A 20,450-nucleotide genomic window follows, 5' to 3' on the forward strand; every position below is an offset into this window, starting at 1 on the left:
TTAAGGAATATCCCATGAAAGCAGTGGTTTTCGCCTATCACAACATTGGTTGTGCTGGTATTCAAAGTCTCCTAGATGCGGGTGTAGACATCGCCGCCGTATTTACTCACCTAGATGACAGCAATGAAAACGTATTTTTTGATTCAGTGGCTAAATTGGCCGCACGCAACGGTATTGCAGTGTTTGCACCTGAAGATGTGAACCACCCTCTGTGGATAGAGAAAATCAAGGCGATGCAGCCAGATGTATTCTTCTCGTTCTACTACCGTTCAATGATCAGCCAGGCTTTGCTAGATATTGCGCCTAAGGGTGGCTTTAATCTACATGGCTCGCTACTACCAGCTTATCGTGGACGCGCGCCCGTAAACTGGGCCTTGGTAAAAGGTGAAACTGAAACCGGCGTCACCTTGCATGCAATGACAGCGAAAGCCGATGCCGGCGACATTGTCGCTCAAGACAAATTAAGCATTGCGCTAGATGACACCGCAGCCACCTTGCATAGCCGACTAACCCAACTAAGTAGTCAATTGTTAGCTAAAACCGTTCCAGCAATTGTTGCCGGTACGCATACCCTAACGCCACAAGATGAAAGCCAAGCCACCGTGTTTGGACGTCGTACCCCAGCAGATGGTGAAATTAAGTGGGCCGACAGTGCCCAAACGATTTTCAACCTGTGCCGTGCGGTAACAGAACCCTTCCCTGGCGCCTTTACCTTTTTAGGTGAGCGTAAGGTAATTTTCTGGAGCATGGCCACCAGCGAACAAAATTACGATGCAACCCCTGGTACTATTGTGGCTACTTCGCCGCTAACCATTGCTTGTACTCAGGGCTCTATCGTCGTGACCGCAGGTCAGGCCGAAAGTGGTTTGTACTTAAACGGAGAGCAGTTAGCCAGCGAAATGCACCTGGTAGCAGGTATGCGTTTTGGTCCTCAAGCCAGTGCTATTATCGCCGCTAAAAAACGCCAAAAAGTCCTGATTTTGGGTGCTAATGGTTTCATTGGTAACCACCTAACCAAACGTCTATTAGATGACGGTAAATACGAAATCTACGCCATGGACATGAGCGCTAATCAAATTGAGCAGCACTTAGACCATCCTGACTTTCATTTCGTTGAAGGTGATATCACCATTCATAGCGAATGGATTGAATACCACATTAAGAAATGTGACATCGTATTACCGCTGGTAGCGATTGCTACACCGATTGAATACACCCGTAACCCTTTACGTGTATTTGAGTTGGACTTTGAAGAGAACCTGAAAATTGTTCGCGAGTGTGTGAAATACAATAAGCGCATTATCTTCCCTTCAACTTCTGAAGTATACGGCATGTGTACCGATGAAGAGTTTAACGAAGATACCTCTCCGCTAATCACCGGCCCAATTAACCGCCAACGTTGGATCTACTCAACGTCGAAGCAGTTATTAGACCGTGTGATTTGGGCATACGGCAAGAAAGACAACCTAAAATTCACCTTGTTCCGTCCGTTTAACTGGATGGGCCCGCGCTTAGACAGCTTAAACTCAGCCCGTGTTGGTTCTAGTCGCGCCATTACTCAGCTAATTCTAAACTTAGTGGAAGGTACACCGATTAAGCTGATTGATGGCGGCGAGCAAAAACGCTGTTTTACTGATATCTCTGAAGCGATTGAAGCCTTATTCCGTATTATCGAGAACAAAGATGGTTTGTGTGATGGTCAAATCATTAACATTGGTTCACCAGACAACGAAGCTAGCATCAAACAGATGGCTGAAACCTTAGTCGATAAATTTGACGCTCACCCGCTGCGTGAAAAATTCCCACCGTTTGCCGGCTATCACTTAGTAGAAAGTAAAACCTTCTATGGTGATGGTTACCAAGACGTACAACACCGTCGCCCAAGTATTCGCAATGCTAAGCGTCTACTAGACTGGGAACCGACCATTATGATGGAAGATACCATTGAAGAGACTTTAGACTTCTTCTTAAAAACGGCCGTAGACGAGTAATAATGAGTTCGAAAGATACGATTAAAGTAGGCTTAAGAATAGATGTAGATACCTTTCGTGGCACGCGTTTAGGCGTGCCCAAGTTATTAGACATTTTTCAACGCCACAACATTAAGTCGTCATTTTTCTTCACCGTTGGACCCGACAACATGGGGCGCCATATTTGGCGCCTTCTGCGTCCAGCCTTTTTGAAGAAAATGCTCCGTTCTAAAGCGGCTAGCCTTTACGGCTGGGACATTATTTTTCGCGGTACGTTTTGGCCAGGCCCGGTGATCGGCAAGAAACTCGCGTCGGTGATCAAAGATACCGACCAAGCCGGTCATGAAGTGGGGTTGCATGCTTGGGATCATCATAAATGGCAGATGAAAACCGATAGCATGTCGCCAGCTGAGCTGGCGAATGAAATCCGTAAGGGCTATCAATTACTGGCTGATATAACCAATAAAGATGTTCAGTGCAGTGCGGTGGCAGGTTGGCGTTGTACCGAAACAACCCTAGACGAAAAGGAAGCTTTTCCCTTTCGTTATAACAGTGATTGCCGCGGTGAGTCGATTTTCGTCCCTAAACCGGGCATGGCACCACAGATCCCTGTGACCCTCCCTACCTACGATGAGCTAATTGGCCAAGACGGGGTAGACGAAAGCAATTATAACCAAGCCATTATTAGCCGAATTAAAGCCGATGCTTTGAATGTGTATACCATTCACGCCGAAGTAGAAGGCATAGTTTGCGCCGAGATGTTTGAACAGCTAATTATTGCCAGTAAACAACAAGGTATTGAGTTTGTGCCGCTTTGTGACTTACTTGACCAAGATTACGTAAACTGGCCCAAAGACAGCATTATTAATATAGAAATGGACGGACGCGAGGGCTGGCTAAGCCATCAAGCGTCAACGATTCGATCTCAACCGAGTTAAACCAGGATAAACATGCGCCACTTACGAATTAACCTAGCCACTTGGGTACCGATTTTCTTCATCATTCTGTACTTATTACCCTTAGGTTTACGCGATTTATGGTCGCCTGACGAATTGCGTTACGCTGAGATATCACGCGAAATGGTGGCCAGTGGTGACTGGGTTGTACCGCGTTTTAATGATCTACGCTATTTTGAAAAGCCCGTCATGGGCTACTGGATGAATGCCGTATCACAGTTGGTATTTGGTGAGACTAATTTTGCAGTACGTGCGGCGTCAGCCTTAAGTGCCTTAGGCGCAGCCTTCTGTATTTTCTTGCTACTTGCACGGTTTGCTTCTCGGCCAGTGGCATGGTTAAGCTCAGGCATTTATTTAAGCATGTTTATGGTGTCGGGAGTGGGCACCTATAGTGTATTAGACAGCATGCTTAATCTTTGGCTCACTGCCAGTTTCACCGCTTTCTATTTCGCTATTCGCAGTGAACAAGCTCGGCAACGCGCCAAGTATTATGGCCTAGCCGGTTTTTATTGTGGCTGTGCGGTGCTCACTAAAGGCTTCTTGGCGCTAGCCTTGCCAGTCATTGTCGTGGTGCCTTATATGCTTTGGACCAAGCAACTTACCGCCATTTTAAAGTGGGGTTGGTGGGTCATGTTGTTTGCCCTATTAACCTGTTTGCCTTGGGCTTTAGCGATCCATGCCGCAGAACCAGACTACTGGCATTACTTCTTTTGGATTGAGCATATTCAGCGTTTTGCTGCAGATAACGCCCAGCACTCAGCGCCAGTTTGGTACTACCTGCCATTCTTAGCCGCTGGCGTTTTGCCTTGGTTATTTTGGTCGCCCAGTGCCATTGGTCACTTAAAAGGGCAAATGCATTCTCCCTTGTTACGCTACGCTTTATTGTGGGCCATATTACCGCTGTTATTCTTCTCCATGGCTAAGGGCAAACTCGCTACCTATATTTTGCCAATAATGGCACCACTCGCTATCTTGTTTGCTTTTGGTATTCAACAGGCTTTTGCCAAATCTTGTAAAGGTTTGAAGTGGGGGAGCGGGTTAAATGCAGTTTTCTTTGCACTACTAGCCGTTATTACCTTGGTATTGCATTACGCCGGCAAACTGCCATTAGACGCCGAGGAAGCTTACCGCCCATGGCTGCTATTTAGCATCTTTGCCTTTTGGTCAGCGATGGCCTTTGTCGCTTTAAAAGCCAATAGCTTAAATGGCAAGGTAGCCAGCTACATGTTGATGCCTCTAGGCCTATTTATGTTGGCTTGGGCAACCTTTCCTAATGTTAGTATTTACTCGAAGATGCCGGCAAAATTCATGCAGCAGGTATCCCACTTAGTTGAGCCAAATACTGTTTTGGTTGCCGACTACCCCGATACTATGTCGGCCTTCAATTGGTATTTTAAGCGGGCAGATGTTTACTTAGTCGGTCAAAAAGGCGAGGTGCGTTACGGGCTGGAGTACCCTGACGCACAACACCGCTTTATTGAAACTAAACAATTAGCCGCTTTTATCGAACAACAGCGCCAGCAAGCTCCGGTGATGATCTATTTCCGCGATAAACCTAATATGGGTAACGGCTTACCAGAGACCGACCAACGCATCGAGAAAGGCCGTTATACGGTGTTGTATTATCAAGCATTAAACCAATAACATGATAAGTTGGTTGTTAGTTATCGCCTCAATATCTTGTAGCTCGCTGAGCCAATACTGGCAAAAGCGAGCGGCGCTATTGTTTACTGCCGAACCCAATTTAAGTACTCGCCAGAAATTACTCTGTAAACCTTTATTGCTGGGCATTATTTTTTTAGGCTTAGGGGCCGTTTTTTGGTTAGGTGTACTAAGCCAATGGGACGTATCAGTCGCTTACCCCTTGCTCAGCAGTAACTTTGTCATCATGCTACTGGTATCAAAATGGGTATTTAATGAAGACGTCAGTCGACGCCAATGGCTTGGTGTGGCCTTCATCGTGCTTGGTGTTGCCATTCTTGGTGGAGTAAGCCAATGGTTTTAAGAACGCAGCCTAAAAGCGTGGCCTTGGCGCTACTGAGTGTTATGTTTATCTCACTAGCCCAACTTGCCATGAAATGGGGTATGAGCCAACTCAATTTACACTTTCCTGAGGTCAGCGAACTATGGCAGCTACAACGTTATAGTGAGCTACTTAGCCGCTATTTACCCTATTATTTTAGCGTGTTTTCAGGATTAGTGTTTTATGCACTTTCAATGTTATGTTGGGTAATAGCATTAAAACGCTTAGCCTTATCGGTCGCTTACCCTTTGCTAAGTTTAAGTTACGTGATCGTGTATTTTGCAGCGATAGCGTTACCGTGGATAGGCGAACAGTTTAGCTGGATTAAAGCCCTTGGCATTGTGTTTATCTTGGCCGGTATATACTTGGTATTTCCGCGAAGTACCGCCAAGGAATAGCTGACTTTACGCGTAAAGTCAGGGCTTTTACTAAAAGGGGTGAGCCTAGCGCTATTAAATGTGTGAATACTCAAGTATTGTTGCATCATCTACCCATTAACATCGCATAAATTAGTCGCATGGAGTTTGCGCCAACATGAAACGCATATTTGACCTACTTGCCATTGTTTTATTGCTATTACTGGCAACCTCGGTCTTTTTCTTGTTTTCATTTCATCCTGATCGCTACAAAAGCGATTTTCTGCACTGGTTCAACCAACAAAGTGATTGGCAGCTTGCCTATAAAAGTTCTAGCTGGTCCTTAAAGAAGCCACTTAGCCTACAAGTTAACGGCGTAGAACTGGCGAAATCAGGTCAGGCAGCCATATTGGCTGATCAGATCCAGCTGACGGTTGCGGCCCTACCAATGCTAAAAGGCAGTATAGACTTCAGCTCTATCTCTGCTGAACGCTTACAAATAGCGATTACCCCGACGTTATTCCAACACAGTGATAAGCCGGTAAGCCAAGCAGAAGATAATCAAGCCTTTGACATGCCTTGGTTTGATCACATTACGGTGCAACAGTTGTTCATCAAAGACAGCGACTTTACTTGGCAACAGGCTAAACAAAGCTACCGGCTAGAGCGCTTTGAATTAGCCATCGAAGATTGGCGCATCGATTTGGCCAAGCCACAGCTACAAGATTGGCAGTTTAATTTACATAGCAGCGCGCAACGCCTAGTAGGGCCTAATCAGGAATACATATTACCTCAGGTAAGTCTTGCTTATGCCGAACAGCAATTGGTAATAGACCATATTGGCGCCGACCTATTGCAAGGTTCACTATACGCCTCAGCAGAGCTCAGTAACAAACAGCTACGGATACGTGAGTTGGCCTTTAGTGATGCCCGAATAGAGTACTTACCCAATGAAGATGCACTCAGCCAGCAACCAACAGAAACGTCCAATACACTCAGCGTCAATTTGCCTGAGCTAAGCTGGCTAGAAAGGGTGCGAGTGGATAACTTGCTATTAAATCAAATCAGCATTGCCGCCCAAATTGGCGGGCATAACTTCACTTTAAATCGGTTTACTGGTGAACTCGAAAATCTCGATACGCCTTGGCCAATCGATAGCCAACACATCGCAGCGGATTATGCCTTTATCGCTGATGAGTTTGGGATTGACCATATTCAGTTTAATCAGCTAACCGCCAGCGGAAGCATCGCCCAAGGAAGTGCACATTTAGCCGCCTTGCGCAGTGAAGTGTTTGAAGGACAGTTAAGCCTAGCGCTCAGTTACCAATGGCAACAGCAAGCTTTAACCATTCACCAGCTAGGTCTAAGCAATACCGAAATCCCTATCCAGCCCAGTTGGGTTAACAATCTATCCACAGATTCATTGGAAACAGACTCTAGAGCCCCCTTACAGCAGCTTAACATCGAAAAAGTAGAGCTTAAACAGGTCAAATTATTATCGTATGTCGACCAATTACCGTTCTCTGCTGAAGGCTTAAACCTAGAGCTCCGTCAGCTCATGTTAATTAGACAGGGGCAATGGCAAAATATAGAACAGCTTTGGCAAGCTAACAGCCAAGCTTTTGTTGAAGCGCCAGAACTAGCCTTTCGTGGTTTAGTATTAAGCCATGTAAACATGGACATCGGTAGCGAACAGCAAGTTGGGTATTTTAATTTATATGGCGAACTGCCCTTAGGCCAATTTGAGCTTCAGGGACAAGTATTATTGGATCAAGAAAATAAGCCTTGGCAAGCCGAATTATCAGGCCTACTGCTAGACATTAGCCCGCTGGGTAGGCTGGCTAACCATAGAGATTTCAAATTAATTGGTGACTTAGAAATTGCCGGTAAGCTACGTGGAAAATTAACTGATTTTGGTGCCAATATAGATGGCTCGGTCGACATCCATAGCCAACTCATTCAAATACCGGGAGCAGATTTAGAGACGACGCTTGACCAAATCATAGAGAGCCCACGCCAATACTACGAAGACCCTAACCCGCTCATCAGTATGGGCTGGCCGGTACTTTGGCAAGCCCCCAATAGCCTGCCAAAAGGTATCACCCAATTAACTAATCTCAATCTCAAGGCCGAGTTAGAACAAGGTAAACTGACCATTGCGCCACAGCCGCTAAACGGGCTACGTTACCAACTAACGCTAGCCGGCGAAGTAAATCTAGCCAAACAACGATTTAACCAACTAAAACTGATTGTCTCGGACCAACCTTGTTGGCGTTTAGCGCATATCATCCATGGCCCATGGGAGCAGCCAGCCGTGAGCTTTGATCATTACTTATCACCACGTCGCTACTTAGTGAAACAGCAAGAATTTGTAGCAGCGCCCAGCATTCCAAACTGCCGCTACCCTCTAGATGTAGCCAGCACAGCGCAGTAAAACAAGGATTTAAGGATTTAGCTTTAATTCTAAGGCGTGTTCGATAAAGCAATCTCGCAAAGGGTTTTGACTACTATCCTTACGCCATACAAAGTTAAATGTACGTCGCATATCTAAGTCAGGCGTATTTAGCGCTACCAACTCACCCGCCTGTATCGCCTGCTCAACACTGCGTAACGGCAAGCAGCTCAAATATGCCCCGTTAGCCACCAACGCAATTAAGCTCGCTACATGGTTATATTCCCGCCACACCTTTAATTTGCTTATCTTGCCGTGGATCGCTCCATTGAAAATATCTCGAGTACCAGACCCGCCCTCTCTAAGTACCCAACGGGCTCGACTCAAACTGGCTAGATTAACCGCTTGCTTGGCAGCTAAAGGGTGCGATAAACCCGCCACTACAACTAACTGATCTTCACACCAAACTTGCTGGGCGATGCGGCTATCGACACAATGTCCTTCGATCAACCCCAGCTGTAAACGATAATCAAGCAAGCCCGCCACCACCACTTCACTATTACTAATTTGTGGGCTGACCACCAGATCAGGGTAGTCCTTATCTAAGCGAGAAATAATCTGAGCAAGAAAATATTCAGCGATGGTCTGGCTAGCGCCTACGGCCAGCTCTCCACTAATGATTTGCTGACCCGCAAAGCCTTGCATGATATGTTGGCTTTCCATTAATACGCGTTTTGCTCTGGGCCGCAACCAGTGCCCCCAGTGATTAAGTCGTAAACGCTTGCCTTGACGCTCAAACAATCGCTGCCCTAGCCCCGTTTCTAACTGACTTAACGCCATACTCGCGGCTGATTGGGTCATGGACAGTTGCTGTGCAGCGATACTGACACTCTGAGTTTCAGCGATACAAACAAATACCGATAGCTGCTTAAGACTAAAGCGATAAAGATGCTGCATATAAGTATTCCTGATGAATTGTTGTCGATGAAGATAGCCGCTAAATATACTACGGACAACAACAAAGAAATACCGGTAGGTATGCTAGCTGATAGGCTTTAGGCTTTAGGCTTTAGGCTTTAGGCAATATGACATAGAAACCTTTAAATTCAGCAGCCACTTTTTCTTGACTAAATACCTGAACAACAACGGTCATTTTACATTTCTTACCTTCTAGTAAAGGTAACAAACTCCCCTTCATCTGGCTTTTCTTCACTGTCGCTAAGGCGTTATCAGAAATGGCTCGTCGGTGTTTAATTTCACCTTTGGCTAACACTATATCTCCAGCAAAACCGTGTTCTTCCAACATTAACCAAATCATCCCCCAGCCCGATAAAACCGCTTGGCTATAAATGCTTCCAGCAAACATCGTGGAGTGAGGGTTGCCGTTACCAGCAATGGGCAACTTAGTGGTTAGCTCGTTACCGGTATATTGGTGCAAACGCACTCCCATCTTTTCGCTTAATGGGATCTGTTGATTAAACATTTGCTGCAAAGCAGTACATAGCTTGGGCTGACGAACAAAACGATGTTCAGGCGACAGCTCTTTAACCATTTGTTGTACTTTTACCTTCACTTTATCAAAGGTAGGGCTACCTGCAGCTTCAAAACCACAGCTGGTAAAAAACTTTTGCGCATCACCTCGGGCGTTTACCACAATGCGTTTAACCCCCTCTTCATGGGCTGCTTCTTCTAGGGCTAGCATTAACAAGGTGCCCAAACCTAACTTGCGCTGTTCTTGGCTTACCGCCACATGACGGATAAGCGCTTCCTTATTATCACTTAAGAACAAGCGGCCAACCGCTAAGGGCTCACCATTCTTATCGCGGATCATCCGGTGAATACTGTGGTCATCGTAAGCATCCCTTTCACTGCCTAATGGCAACTGCAAAGGTTTATTTAATACCTCCCATCGAAATTGATAGTATTTATCCATCTCACCGGTGGCATCCGGACAAATCACCTTAAACATAAAACGCTTCCCTTATTGCTGACTCACTGTAAAGCCGTTGTGTTAACGTGCTTTAATAAGACAGCTATCAATTATAATAATTCATTTTTCACTACTGCTTTGATCACACCCACCGTTCACAATTTTACATACTGCACCTAATTGCAACAAAACACCAACAACCAACATCGTAGTTAGCATGTCCATCACAGTATGGTAATCCAAGTACCACATCAGATATAGATAACTAAAATAGACCGCCCAAGTCGTCGTTCTCCAGCGAACAAACAGCCGCATGTTCACCCTTTGTAGACAAAAAGCCAACGCAGTATGGGTGCTGTAATCAAGCCCGAAGCGCGGCCACCAGCGCCAATAACCATCAAGTAACATCACCCCGTAAGTTAAGCCAATGCCTAGCAACAATAAGCCGCTGAGCTGCCGGAAAAACCCGCCTTGTTTGTTTCGCCAAAGATGAATCAAGCCAAGCGCACATGTAATCGCCAAAAAAGGAGTGTAGACATCCGCCAACCATGGCAAAAATAGATCCAGCAAAATAGTTCCTCAGTAGCCCTCTCATTACAATCACATCCAGTTTACAGTTTACAGTTTACAGTTATTGTCGCTTTCAATATAGAATGGCCTAGCATAGGTTTCGCTAAGCACGCCCAAACAGGATTATATTTGATGAAAAAAACAGCCATATCTTTGCTGCTTATATCGCTAATGTTGGTCTTAGGACAATACCTTACCCGCCAACAATACCAACACCAGTTAGACCAACTACTCACTCAATTGGCTGAGCAACATTCAGGCTGGGATGTGTCAGTACAGTTGCTTAAACAAGGCTGGTGGCAACGTAATGAGCAATGGACGATAGTAGGAGATATGGCTGAACTAGGCTTTGAGCCACAGGCCGTAAACCTAGCGATTAATCATCAGGTAACCATTTTTCCCATTTGGTTAAGTGGTCAATGGCAACTCGACCCAGTCGTTGGTGACGACCAACCATCACTGACCAACACCAAGCTAAAGCAGATACCACATCAAGGTTTGTGGACCGCTAATCTTTTAAACCGCTCCATGGTGCATGACATTAGCGTGGATACTTTTCAACAAGACTTCGAATCACTCAGTCTTGCTTTTAAACCGCTAAAAGTGATGATTGAGAGCGACTTAGCCATGCAGCAAGGTTCCGTGGTACTCACTTGGCAAGGTATGAAGTTAGATGACCAACAACAAACAGGTGACTTCATAAACATTGGCCAAGTCGACATCGAAGAGAACTTCACTCAACACCATGACTGGAGTATCGTCGATCAAGCCAACTGGAAGCTCCAACAACTAAGCCTTAGCCTAGATCAAGGAGCCACCCAACTCGCCGTTCATCAGCTCAGAGTGAATAATGTTTTTTCAGAGCAACAGCAATTAGCGTATATGCGCATAGATACCGCGTTAACCGATCTTCAATTCAAGCAAAATAACCAACAGCTCACTATGGGCAATCTAGATTTACGTTCTAGCGTGGGTGGAGTGCCTATGGACACACTTATTCAGTTAGCCCAAGGCCACAATAAGCAAACAAACTTAGACCAACTTATCCAACAAGTCGCCTCCAACAAGCTTACCTGGACACTGGAGAGCTTGAGTGTAGATATAGATTCAGACCTCTATAGCTTCCCCCTGTCTGGCGATGTCAATATTGCAGGCACAGCCGCGCTACTCCCCTTCAAGTTGTCTGAGGTATCCAGCTCGTTGCAGTTATTACGCTATCTAGATGTGAATTTGTCTGTCGACTTAAGTGACCAGTTGTTCAGTGCTAATTCTCTTTCAGCCTATGTATTGGCATTACGTCAAGCCGGTTATTTAGAACACAGCAATGGCCGAGATAAAAGCCAACTCATCTTTAATGACAGTGAATTTTCTATGAATCAGCAAGCGGTAAATTAGACAAAAAAACGCGGCGATAAACGCCGCGTAAACAGGGATTAGAAAAAAACACTTGTTACTATTGCTGCTGATGTTTCTTTAGCTGTTCCATGAAATGGGATTGAGCTTTAGTTGAACCAGCACGCTCTGCCTCCTCCACTAGGTTTAAGGCCCTAGCAAGGTCATCTTTTGCCACCGCTTTAGATATCTGTTCTAAATAAAAGTCTTCAGTATCACTCAACATGTCAGCGTCTTTGCTAGAAGCGACAGCGGCAGTACCTACAACTGCGGTGCTTGCTACTGCAGAGGTTTTAGCGTCTGCGGCAACGGTATTTGTTTGAGAAATGGGGCTACTTGCAAAAGTAGAACTAAATAACACATCAGCAAAACGAATATTCAAGTTACCAATGGGTGAATGCTTAGAATAATATTTAAAGGTAGCAGGTAAACCGCCGCCATTTTTCTCTTCGTAGACCGTTTTCGGGTCAATTAATTCTGTCTTACCACCATATTGAGTGGCCTTGCTGTATACCAAAATATAACGAGTTTGGCCTGCTAGCTCAGCGCTGATAGGCATCTTCATCGTTAAAAAACCCTCTGGATCTAGAGTGGTTTCTTCGATACGCAGTATTTCTTTTAAGCTTTCATCATAGAAAACCACGGTAGGCACAAAAACCGTGCGGCTAACAATGCTTTCTAGGTGAAACGTAAATTGGTTCATATTTTCTGGTACGAGTAATGCCGCCGTATAAGAGTTACCTTCAGCAAAATGCACCACGGGTGACTGTTCTGTTACATCAATACGATTAGTTCTATCAAGCACTAATAATTGATATTGCAGTTGGGTCGGTAAAAGCGGTGTAACACTTGAAGATTTCAGGTTTTCAGCTATCGCAGCCTCATCAGAAAATTGGGCTCCCCATGTTCGAAACGGGTCTGTGACTTCTAAAGGCTTATCATCGCTTGAGCTAGAACAAGCGCTCATCAATACACAGCCTAAAACTACCGTTAACACCTTTTTCAAATTACCACCTCTTAAAAGGTGAACACCAACACCATGTTGATGTTCACTCCTTGGTTAAGTTAAGTACTAAATAGTACTTAGCTTAAACTGGCTTACCACCAAGCTTCAACCATGGCGCCAATTTTTGTTACATCAACAGTATCTTTGTCATCTGTTTTCACTTCACCGGTAACGGCATAGAAGCGAACTACAGGACGAGACCACATGAAGTGACCTACTTGGAAGTTTTGTGACAAGGTCACTTTCCATGCGTCACTGGCTACACTGTCTTGCTCAGTAGCTTGGAAACCTACTTCTAAAGCAGTTGCCATGAACTCGTTCCAGTGATGTTGTGGACGAACAGCAACACTGTATTCAGTATTGTCGTTGAAATCACAGGTTTCTGAAGCATCAGTACAGTCAATGGTCAAGTAGTTAGCGTTGTATTCCATGGCGGTCATTTCGCCAAAGTTTACTGCACCATCTAGGAATAAACCGTAGCTGTTTGCGTCAACATCTCTTACGTTTGACCAGTTGTGGCCCGCAGAGTTAGAAATAGTTAATGCTGCTGCATCAGTTTCGTAACGACCGGCAATTTGGAACCAGCCACTGCTTAAGTTTTGGCGGTAAGACGCGAAGAACTGGTAAGCAGTGTCGTTAGCAAATTGGTCAGTGTAATCATCAGTACCGATAGCGAAAGCATAGTTAAAGCGGAACTTTAACGCTGCAGAATCACTGACTTTAATGTCATGCCAGTTAAATTGAAGCATGTTCACTGTACCGTTAGCTGACTGGTATGCACCGTCACCAGCTTGAGTCCAACCTAAATCTAGTTGACCAACACCAACGTTTAGGTTGTCTACACCCGCACCAGCGCCATCAGCACTTAGCATGAAGTAATCACTTAGACCACCTTGCTCACGACCGTAGAAACGTTTACCAGCCCAAACGTATGCGTCTGGTTGTGAAGCAAAGATACCTTTACCACCACCGTAAAATTGAGCTAAACCGATAGTATCGCCCCAAGTTGGTGAGTATCCAGGAGTGTTAAGCATCACGTTCATGTCGAATTCAGCATCGCCATTCTCGAAACCTTGGCTCAACATGAATTCCATCCAGTTACCTTCGTTACCCAGACGGCCGACACCGTTGATAACACCAAAGTCACCTTTGATTACTTGAACTTCATCTTTACTCATTTCTAAAGCATAACGGCCATAACCAGAAAAATTTGGCGTGCCTGCTACTGAAGCGAATGAGGTTGCCGCGGACGCGACTGCAATTGCAATTGTAAGCGCTTTCACTTTCATTTTGTTCAACTCCGTGTGAATCTTGAAATTTTTATTGGAAGCATTTTTAAATAATGACCAACTAGCCATTGGATAAGAGTATAGAGCTCAAAATAAGATAAATAAGTGATTGAGATCACCCTTGAAAGCGCTTGCAAACAATTTCGATCACAATTCAAACAAAATATAAACTTTTGGTTTCATGAAATATAGCAAATCAACCACCCAAAATATGAAAGCGGTTACACCCATAAAGCATTGAAATAAAACAATATATAACTTACAAACCAGTGCACAAATAAATCTATGAAACAAATTATGTTTTATCAGATCCTATTAAGTTAACAAAAATGGAACTATGTGAACTTAATCAACTTATAAAGATGGAATGAATATTTGTTCATTATTCGAGCCGATAAATCGAACCCAATAAACCATCTATATGGCTATCACTAGCCCAATACAGGCCAACTGAAATCTTGTAATACAACATGGTAATTGTATAAAGGCTCACTTAAGCTAAAAAAAAGATCAAATGACAAAAATGCCTTTAGCGGAGGTTCTGTTATAGCCTTGCGCGGTAATTTTAGCTTTCCCGCCCCAGCCTATCGGCTTCTACGCTTATGTTTATAATCTGCATAAAAAGTAAACTACCGAGGATTTTGTAGCTTGATAGATAGAACCACCCTATCGCATGAAGGGCTTATGTTCCTTCTCTATATGCTGACTTTGAAGTTTCTTTCATGGCTTTCCTATTAAAAAATCTTTTATTGAAGCCGATCACTTTTTCAAACTCAGAGATAAAAATGCCCTGATCTTGCTGCTAACATGCCAACATGAAAGCGCTTACACCATTTTTGTGCATAATCGAGGAAAACCAATGCTTAACTCTTACATCGCCCAGTCTAGTTATCAGGGCAGCGTTAACCAATTAATGACCCCAGGGTTAGCAGATGAGTTTATTCAGCCTTGGTATGTACCGTTAAGCACCACGCCTGCTGATACAGGTATCGCGTTAGGCGGTATTGGTAGCGCTTATACCCTAACACCTGCAGGAACAACTCCTCTGTTACACATGCTTCCTGGATTACATTTGTCAGACAAACAACGTGATTCTCTTCGCTTAGAAGATTTCTACTTCAGCCAAACTCGGGCCGATGAAGCGCGTTTAGAAATGGTTAACCAAAGCGATTTTCAGCAAAAGCAAAAGTTCTTCTGTTTAGTCAACCAAGACCAACAGCCATTGTTTAACCCTCAAGATACTGCTGAGCAACAGCTTACCCAGCTGCAACAACTGATCGACGACAGCGGTTTTTACCAGTGGAACGAAGCAAGCTTAGATCGTTGGAAAATTGAGCTTTCACCTAGAACCCAGCAGCTGCTAGCCCTTCAAACACAGGGTAGAGCGCTTAACCTAAGCTGGTTACTTGATTTTTATGATGGGGCTATCGGTATTCAACAGCAGGTGACTCAATCGCTCATCTGTGATTGGGAGCAAGCGGCTTATCACGATCAAGCCACTTGGCCTAGTTCACAGGTTGAATACAGCGCATTGTACCCTGTAGCAAAGCAAAGCTTTAAAGATCAGCAAGCCATTCAGCTCAGTAAGTTTCATTACAGCGGCGTGATCCCAGGGCAAGAAGAATTAGCGGCTCTGCCAGTCAGTTATACTCGTATCGTGTTACGTAACCAATCACAACATAGCCAACACTTCAGCTTAGTGCGATGCCTAGAGAACCTGAGTGGATTTCAGGCCATAAAACAGCGTCCAGGAGCACAAGATGCGGCATGCTCATTGGTAAGAACAGCCAATGGACAAAGTAGCTCACGCCATGATTGGCAAGCAGAACAACAGGCGCATTGCGCCGTGAGTTTAAGCGGAAATGCCGCGCACGGTGTCGACTTTGATGGCCAAAGCTGTTTTTCAATATCGGCCCCCGAAAAATTTAGCTTGAGTGCAAAACCCTACTTTTATAGTCAATCCAGTAGCAATGTTATTGCAGGCGCCTTAGCCAGCGGTCGCTTAAGCAATCAGTTTGACCGAGGCATTTATAGTGGCCGCGAGCTAAGTTCCGCAGCCCTATGTATTAGTGGTGAGCTCGCCCCTGGTGAAGAAGCTGAAATACTATTTAGCCTAGTGCTAGATTTCCCACACATTCATTTACCTGGTTTAGACAGCCAGAAAAAGTATACCCAGCTATACCCCGAAGCCAATGATAGAGCCCTAAATATTTGTCAGAAAGCCATCACCAACGAACCACAAATCCGTGCAGATTTAGCCGAAATAAGTGAACAGTTAATGCCTAATGACTGCCTAGACAAGCTGCAGTTAAATGCCCTAGAACAGGCGCAAACACGGACTTTGGCGCTTAACACCCTATCTTTCATGGCAGAAGCCACGGTGTGGGATAAACAAGACCGCTTTTTGGTTAGAGAGTGTGCCGACTATCCATTTTTTAACTCGCTGGATGTATATTTTTATGGTTCATTCTCACTATTACAAAGCTTCCCACGCCTAGACGGTGCTGTAATGCGCCATTTCTCGAAAGCAGTACTGGCTGAAGATTCAACCATCCGTCGTCATCATGAACACGTTGGTTTACCCTTTGCAGATTTACCCAATAGTAAGACAGAGAGCCAACGCGCCGTGCGTGGAGCGGTAATTCATGATTTGGGTAGCCCATTTGACGCTATCCCTGATGCTTACGATTGGCACAATGTTAAAGAATGGAAAGACTTGGCGCCCAAATACATTTTGATGTTGTTACGTCACTACAAATATCACCACGACTTGACACTATTACAAGACTGCTGGGAAGCCTGTGAAGCCGCGATGGGCTACCTTCAAGCCATGGTAGAGTCAGGACAAAACTTCCCGCTAACGAGAGGGACTGACGACACCTTTGACAATCTATCATCACATGGTATCTCGGTTTACTGTGGGTCACTGTGGATTGCTAGCTTAGAGGCATATGCCAGCATTGCCGAGCGCCTTGATAAAGCCGAAATCTCACTACAATATCGCGTCCAAGCCGCTAGCGCGCGGGCTGAGTTCCAACATACATTGTGGGATGAAGAAGCCGGTTACTACCACTTTTTTGCCACACCATTGCAACGCCAGGATCTAAAGGATGACGCGTCAGCAGGTCTACAATCTGCACTAATGGCTTCAAGCTTTAATCAAGATTTACAACTAAGCGAGAATAGCAGTCAGGTAGAATTGCTCAGTACGCTTAATCACTGGTTAGCCATCGCTAAGCTGCCTGAGCTTGGTAATGCTGCTGCCAAAGTAAAAGCACTATGGCAACAGTACTATCCTGAACAACGCTGGCCAAGCGATGCTGCCACACGCTTACAAAGCCGCCAAGTACGCAAATTGGCCTTATTAGCGCTGGGGGATTTTTGGCAAACATCGTGGTTAGACAAACTGTCTCTAGATAGTGATGACAGCTTTGCCGACCAACTATTAGCTGATAGCTATTGCCGCATGCTGCAATTACCTGCGGTTTCAAGTGAGCAACAACAACAGCGAGTATTACAGTATGTTTATCAACACAACTACTTAGCCAATAGCGCTCGAGTTGGTGCCGCTAATCTTGTCACACGTGACGGTAGCCCTAAAGAATGGGGCAATTTCCAAGCGCACGACGTATGGATTGGCGTTCAATACTCATTGGTCAACGCGATGATGGCCGTAGACATGAATAAACAAGCCGCCGAACTATTAAACGCCTGCTATAGAAACTTGTATCACGATGCCCGTATCCCCTTTGCAGCACCAGAAGGATTTAATGCCAGCTGTCGCTTTGAGGCTGACCTTCTGCTGGGTCAACTGCAGGCGTCGCCAGAACAACTCAACAAGGCGCTAATTGAAGTAGGGCTACTCTACCCCGATGGTCGAATCGCCGCCGATATTCCGCGCCAGCTCAGTGATTTTGAACACGCTTACGAGGCCCTTTGCCAGCAGTTTAAAATTGACAGCAAGACCTTATTTTACGCACTACATCACACCGGTTTGAAATACACGGCCGGACGTTATTTTCGACCGGGAATGATTTTTTCACTGCCTTTGGTTAAGGCGTAGCCTGACCAAGCACAATACTGAATTTAGAATAACTATCTCTGAGGTAAATATGAGCAAGCAATATGGTTACTTTGATGACCAACATAAAGAGTATGTACTCACTACGCCAAAAACGCCGATAAAGTGGGCTAACTACGTTGGCACCTTAGATTTTGGTGGTTTAATTGACTGCACGGGTGGCACAGTTGTGTGTAAGCAAGACCCTGCATTAAACCGAATTACTAAGTACATTGCTCAAATGCCACAGTCAGAGTTTAAAGGCTCTACGGTTTATATTCGTCGCAAAACCGAGCAAGGTTACCAACTATTTTCACCGTTCTTCACCCCATGTTTGGTGGAATTAGATAAATTTGAATGTCGTGTGGGTTTGTCTTACACACGCTGGGTGGTTGAAGCACAAGGTTTGAGAATTGACCTCAAGATATTTGTTCCACAAGGCTCAGATACTTTATTGCAAGACATTACTGTGACTAATATTAGTCAGCAAACTCAAGCGGTTGATGTTGTGCCTGTTTACGAGTTTACCCATTTTGATGCGCTTAAGCAGTTGGTAAACGCTGATTGGGTTCCCCAAACAATGACGGTAAAAGCCCATCCAGAAAATGATGGCAAGCTCGTGCTTGAGCAATATGCTTACATGAAGCGTGACACCTCAGTTAACTACTTAAGCTGTAACCGTGAAGTAGATTCTTGGGAAGGCGACCGTCGAGCCTTTTTGGGTGAGAATGAATTTGGCTCATGGGCCAAACCCTTGTCGCTGATGGAAGACAGCCTGAGTAATTCAGAGTGTGACCGCGGTGATAACGTCGGTGCGTTACTGGTAAAATTGGGTGAGTTAGCGCCTGGTCAATCTGAGCGCGTGATTACCCAATTAGGACAAGTTCCTAGCTTAGATAAAGCTGCTGATAGCATCGCTTTATACCGTGATGAGCAAGCCGTTGATCAAGCCTTTACCAAATTGACCGAATTTTGGGAAAGCTATTTAGACGTCATGCAAGTTGATACGCCTGATGCAGCAATGAACTCAATGCTAAACGTTCATAATCCGCGCCAATGCCACACCACCAAAAACTGGTCTCGCTACCTATCGCTTTACCAATTAGGTTACGGTGCCCGCGGAATCGGCTTTAGAGACTCATCGCAAGACTTAATAGGCGTAATGGCCCACATGCCGCAAGAAGCCCGTGAGTTTGCCGAACGGTTGCTTTCAGTGCAGCTAGAAAACGGCTCGGCAATGCACCAATACTTCCCATTAACCATGGAAGCTAACGAAGGTGACTCGCGCGAAGAGCCTGATTGCCCAAATTATTACGGCGATGACCACTTATGGATAGTGCTCACTATTGCTCAATACCTTAAAGAAACCGGCGATCTAAGTTTCCTCGACAAGCCTATTAGCTACTACAGTAAAACCTTAGAGCTCGAGCAGCGGGCCCAAGGTAGTGTTTATCAACATCTACTTAAAGCTATCGACTTTACTTGGAACAACATTGGTGAACACGGACTACCTTTATTGGGTTTTGCCGATTGGAATGACACCGTAAACCTGCCAACAGGCGCTGAGTCGCTGTTTGTTGCCAATTTATTTGGTAAAGCACTAAAAGAAATCATTGATATCGCCGCCGCGATTGATGATCAAGCAAACCTTGAGTTATTGACTGGCTACTACCAAGAGATGAAACAGCGAGTAAATACTCACGCTTGGGATGGCGAGTGGTGGGTTCGCTATTTCACCAATGAGGGCCAACCGATTGGTTCGCAACAAAACCAGCACGGCAGCTTATATACCAATGGTCAATCTTGGCCGGTTATTTCAGGTTTTGCTGAAGGTGACCGAATGTTCGCAGGCTTGGATGCAGTGAACCATAAACTGAATACCAAGTACGGTATTATGCTGTCAGGTCCTGGCTATAACGGCTTTGATCCAAATCTGGGTGGCGTAAGTACTTATCCTCCTGGGGCTAAAGAAAATGGGGGTATTTTCCTTCATTCGAATCCTTGGGTGATGATGGCGGAAACGATTGCTGGAAATGGCGACCGCGCATTTGAATACTACAATCAAATTAACCCTGCCTATCAAAATGACAATTTAGACGTATTTCAGTCTGAACCCTACTGCTATCCGCAGAACATTTTAGGGGCAGAACATAAACAATTTGGTATGGGGCGTAATGCTTGGCTATCAGGTACATCTAGTTGGACCTACGTTGCCGGCACACAATACATACTAGGGGTTAAACCAAGCTTAAACGGTTTAGAAATTGATCCCTGCATTCCATCTGCTTGGGATGGCTTCAGCGTAAAGCGTCACTACCGCGGCGCGTTATACCAAATCAAGGTGACTAACCCCAACAATGTGAGTAAAGGCGTTGCCAGTATTAGCGTAAATGGTGAGCTAATTGACGGACAAATTCTGCCAATAATGACCGACGGTACACATACCGTTGAAGTGGTAATGGGATAAATCAGCCCGCCACAAAAAAGCCAGCGTCAGTGACGCTGG

14 protein-coding genes are annotated in these 20,450 nt (G+C 45.0%); 9 read left to right on the forward strand and 5 right to left on the reverse strand.

Going from position 1 to position 20,450, the window contains the following annotated elements; translation table 11 throughout:
* Nucleotides 1-14: 14 nt before the first annotated feature.
* From arnA to ACVFI8_RS08715, 6 genes are all read left to right on the forward strand, one after another.
* Nucleotides 15-1,991: a bifunctional UDP-4-amino-4-deoxy-L-arabinose formyltransferase/UDP-glucuronic acid oxidase ArnA gene (arnA, locus tag ACVFI8_RS08690; protein WP_248713863.1), complete on the forward strand. Its 1,977-nt coding sequence runs from the start codon at nt 15-17 to the stop codon at nt 1,989-1,991.
* 2 nt (nt 1,992-1,993) lie between these two features.
* Complete coding sequence (arnD, locus tag ACVFI8_RS08695) at nt 1,994-2,908, forward strand: 4-deoxy-4-formamido-L-arabinose-phosphoundecaprenol deformylase (protein WP_457873610.1); 915 nt, start codon at nt 1,994-1,996, stop codon at nt 2,906-2,908.
* A 12-nt stretch (nt 2,909-2,920) separates the two neighbouring features.
* Nucleotides 2,921-4,570 (forward strand): lipid IV(A) 4-amino-4-deoxy-L-arabinosyltransferase, encoded by a 1,650-nt coding sequence (gene arnT, locus ACVFI8_RS08700; protein WP_457873611.1) that lies wholly within the window; start codon nt 2,921-2,923, stop codon nt 4,568-4,570.
* Nucleotide 4,571: 1 nt separating this feature from the next.
* Nucleotides 4,572-4,931, forward strand: coding sequence for an EamA family transporter (locus ACVFI8_RS08705; RefSeq protein ID WP_248713860.1), 360 nt, complete (start codon nt 4,572-4,574; stop codon nt 4,929-4,931).
* Entirely contained in the window at nt 4,922-5,347 is a 426-nt protein-coding gene (arnF, locus tag ACVFI8_RS08710; protein ID WP_457873612.1) for a 4-amino-4-deoxy-L-arabinose-phosphoundecaprenol flippase subunit ArnF, read from the forward strand. The genes ACVFI8_RS08705 and arnF overlap by 10 nt, the downstream gene beginning before the upstream one ends.
* A 136-nt stretch (nt 5,348-5,483) precedes the next feature.
* Nucleotides 5,484-7,739, forward strand: coding sequence for a hypothetical protein (locus ACVFI8_RS08715; protein ID WP_457873613.1), 2,256 nt, complete (start codon nt 5,484-5,486; stop codon nt 7,737-7,739).
* Between the two features lie 9 nt (nt 7,740-7,748).
* Here ACVFI8_RS08715 and ACVFI8_RS08720 read toward each other — a convergent pair whose 3' ends face one another.
* The 3 genes from ACVFI8_RS08720 to ACVFI8_RS08730 all read right to left on the reverse strand — a co-directional run bounded on the left by ACVFI8_RS08720 (nt 7,749) and on the right by ACVFI8_RS08730 (nt 10,197).
* Nucleotides 7,749-8,654 carry a LysR substrate-binding domain-containing protein gene (locus tag ACVFI8_RS08720; RefSeq protein WP_248713857.1) on the reverse strand — a complete coding sequence of 302 codons (906 nt, stop codon included), beginning with the start codon at nt 8,652-8,654 and terminating at the stop codon, nt 7,749-7,751.
* A 112-nt stretch (nt 8,655-8,766) separates the two neighbouring features.
* Nucleotides 8,767-9,666 carry a bifunctional GNAT family N-acetyltransferase/hotdog fold thioesterase gene (locus tag ACVFI8_RS08725; RefSeq protein WP_248713856.1) on the reverse strand — a complete coding sequence of 300 codons (900 nt, stop codon included), beginning with the start codon at nt 9,664-9,666 and terminating at the stop codon, nt 8,767-8,769.
* An 81-nt stretch (nt 9,667-9,747) separates the two neighbouring features.
* Nucleotides 9,748-10,197: a hypothetical protein gene (locus ACVFI8_RS08730; RefSeq protein WP_457873614.1), complete on the reverse strand. Its 450-nt coding sequence runs from the start codon at nt 10,195-10,197 to the stop codon at nt 9,748-9,750.
* A gap of 132 nt (nt 10,198-10,329) precedes the next feature.
* Between ACVFI8_RS08730 and ACVFI8_RS08735 the strand changes: the two genes are divergently transcribed.
* Nucleotides 10,330-11,592 (forward strand): hypothetical protein, encoded by a 1,263-nt coding sequence (locus tag ACVFI8_RS08735; protein ID WP_457873615.1) that lies wholly within the window; start codon nt 10,330-10,332, stop codon nt 11,590-11,592.
* A gap of 58 nt (nt 11,593-11,650) precedes the next feature.
* Here the strand turns inward: ACVFI8_RS08735 and ACVFI8_RS08740 are convergent, their stop codons facing one another.
* Both ACVFI8_RS08740 and ACVFI8_RS08745 read right to left on the reverse strand, forming a co-directional pair.
* Entirely contained in the window at nt 11,651-12,586 is a 936-nt protein-coding gene (locus tag ACVFI8_RS08740; RefSeq protein ID WP_457873816.1) for a MalM family protein, read from the reverse strand.
* Nucleotides 12,587-12,687: 101 nt separating this feature from the next.
* A complete protein-coding gene (locus ACVFI8_RS08745; protein WP_457873616.1) occupies nt 12,688-13,884 on the reverse strand; it encodes a carbohydrate porin in 1,197 nt (398 codons plus the stop codon).
* 859 nt (nt 13,885-14,743) lie between these two features.
* Here ACVFI8_RS08745 and ACVFI8_RS08750 point away from each other — a divergent pair.
* Nucleotides 14,744-17,947 carry a GH116 family glycosyl hydrolase gene (locus tag ACVFI8_RS08750; RefSeq protein ID WP_457873617.1) on the forward strand — a complete coding sequence of 1,068 codons (3,204 nt, stop codon included), beginning with the start codon at nt 14,744-14,746 and terminating at the stop codon, nt 17,945-17,947.
* A gap of 49 nt (nt 17,948-17,996) precedes the next feature.
* Nucleotides 17,997-20,411: a GH36-type glycosyl hydrolase domain-containing protein gene (locus ACVFI8_RS08755; protein WP_457873618.1), complete on the forward strand. Its 2,415-nt coding sequence runs from the start codon at nt 17,997-17,999 to the stop codon at nt 20,409-20,411.
* Nucleotides 20,412-20,450 lie beyond the last annotated feature (39 nt).

This window comes from Agarivorans sp. MS3-6 (assembly GCF_054112545.1).

What these genes read in the sequence shown, in the direction of transcription:
- arnA (WP_248713863.1), top strand. Translation starts at nt 15, where the DNA reads ATGAAAGCAGTGGTTTTCGCCTATCACAACATTGGTTGTGCTGGTATT.
- arnD (WP_457873610.1), top strand. Translation starts at nt 1,994, where the DNA reads ATGAGTTCGAAAGATACGATTAAAGTAGGCTTAAGAATAGATGTAGAT.
- arnT (WP_457873611.1), top strand. Translation starts at nt 2,921, where the DNA reads ATGCGCCACTTACGAATTAACCTAGCCACTTGGGTACCGATTTTCTTC.
- ACVFI8_RS08705 (WP_248713860.1), top strand. Translation starts at nt 4,572, where the DNA reads ATGATAAGTTGGTTGTTAGTTATCGCCTCAATATCTTGTAGCTCGCTG.
- arnF (WP_457873612.1), top strand. Translation starts at nt 4,922, where the DNA reads ATGGTTTTAAGAACGCAGCCTAAAAGCGTGGCCTTGGCGCTACTGAGT.
- ACVFI8_RS08715 (WP_457873613.1), top strand. Translation starts at nt 5,484, where the DNA reads ATGAAACGCATATTTGACCTACTTGCCATTGTTTTATTGCTATTACTG.
- ACVFI8_RS08720 (WP_248713857.1), bottom strand. Translation starts at nt 8,654, where the DNA reads ATGCAGCATCTTTATCGCTTTAGTCTTAAGCAGCTATCGGTATTTGTT.
- ACVFI8_RS08725 (WP_248713856.1), bottom strand. Translation starts at nt 9,666, where the DNA reads ATGTTTAAGGTGATTTGTCCGGATGCCACCGGTGAGATGGATAAATAC.
- ACVFI8_RS08735 (WP_457873615.1), top strand. Translation starts at nt 10,330, where the DNA reads ATGAAAAAAACAGCCATATCTTTGCTGCTTATATCGCTAATGTTGGTC.
- ACVFI8_RS08745 (WP_457873616.1), bottom strand. Translation starts at nt 13,884, where the DNA reads ATGAAAGTGAAAGCGCTTACAATTGCAATTGCAGTCGCGTCCGCGGCA.
- ACVFI8_RS08750 (WP_457873617.1), top strand. Translation starts at nt 14,744, where the DNA reads ATGCTTAACTCTTACATCGCCCAGTCTAGTTATCAGGGCAGCGTTAAC.
- ACVFI8_RS08755 (WP_457873618.1), top strand. Translation starts at nt 17,997, where the DNA reads ATGAGCAAGCAATATGGTTACTTTGATGACCAACATAAAGAGTATGTA.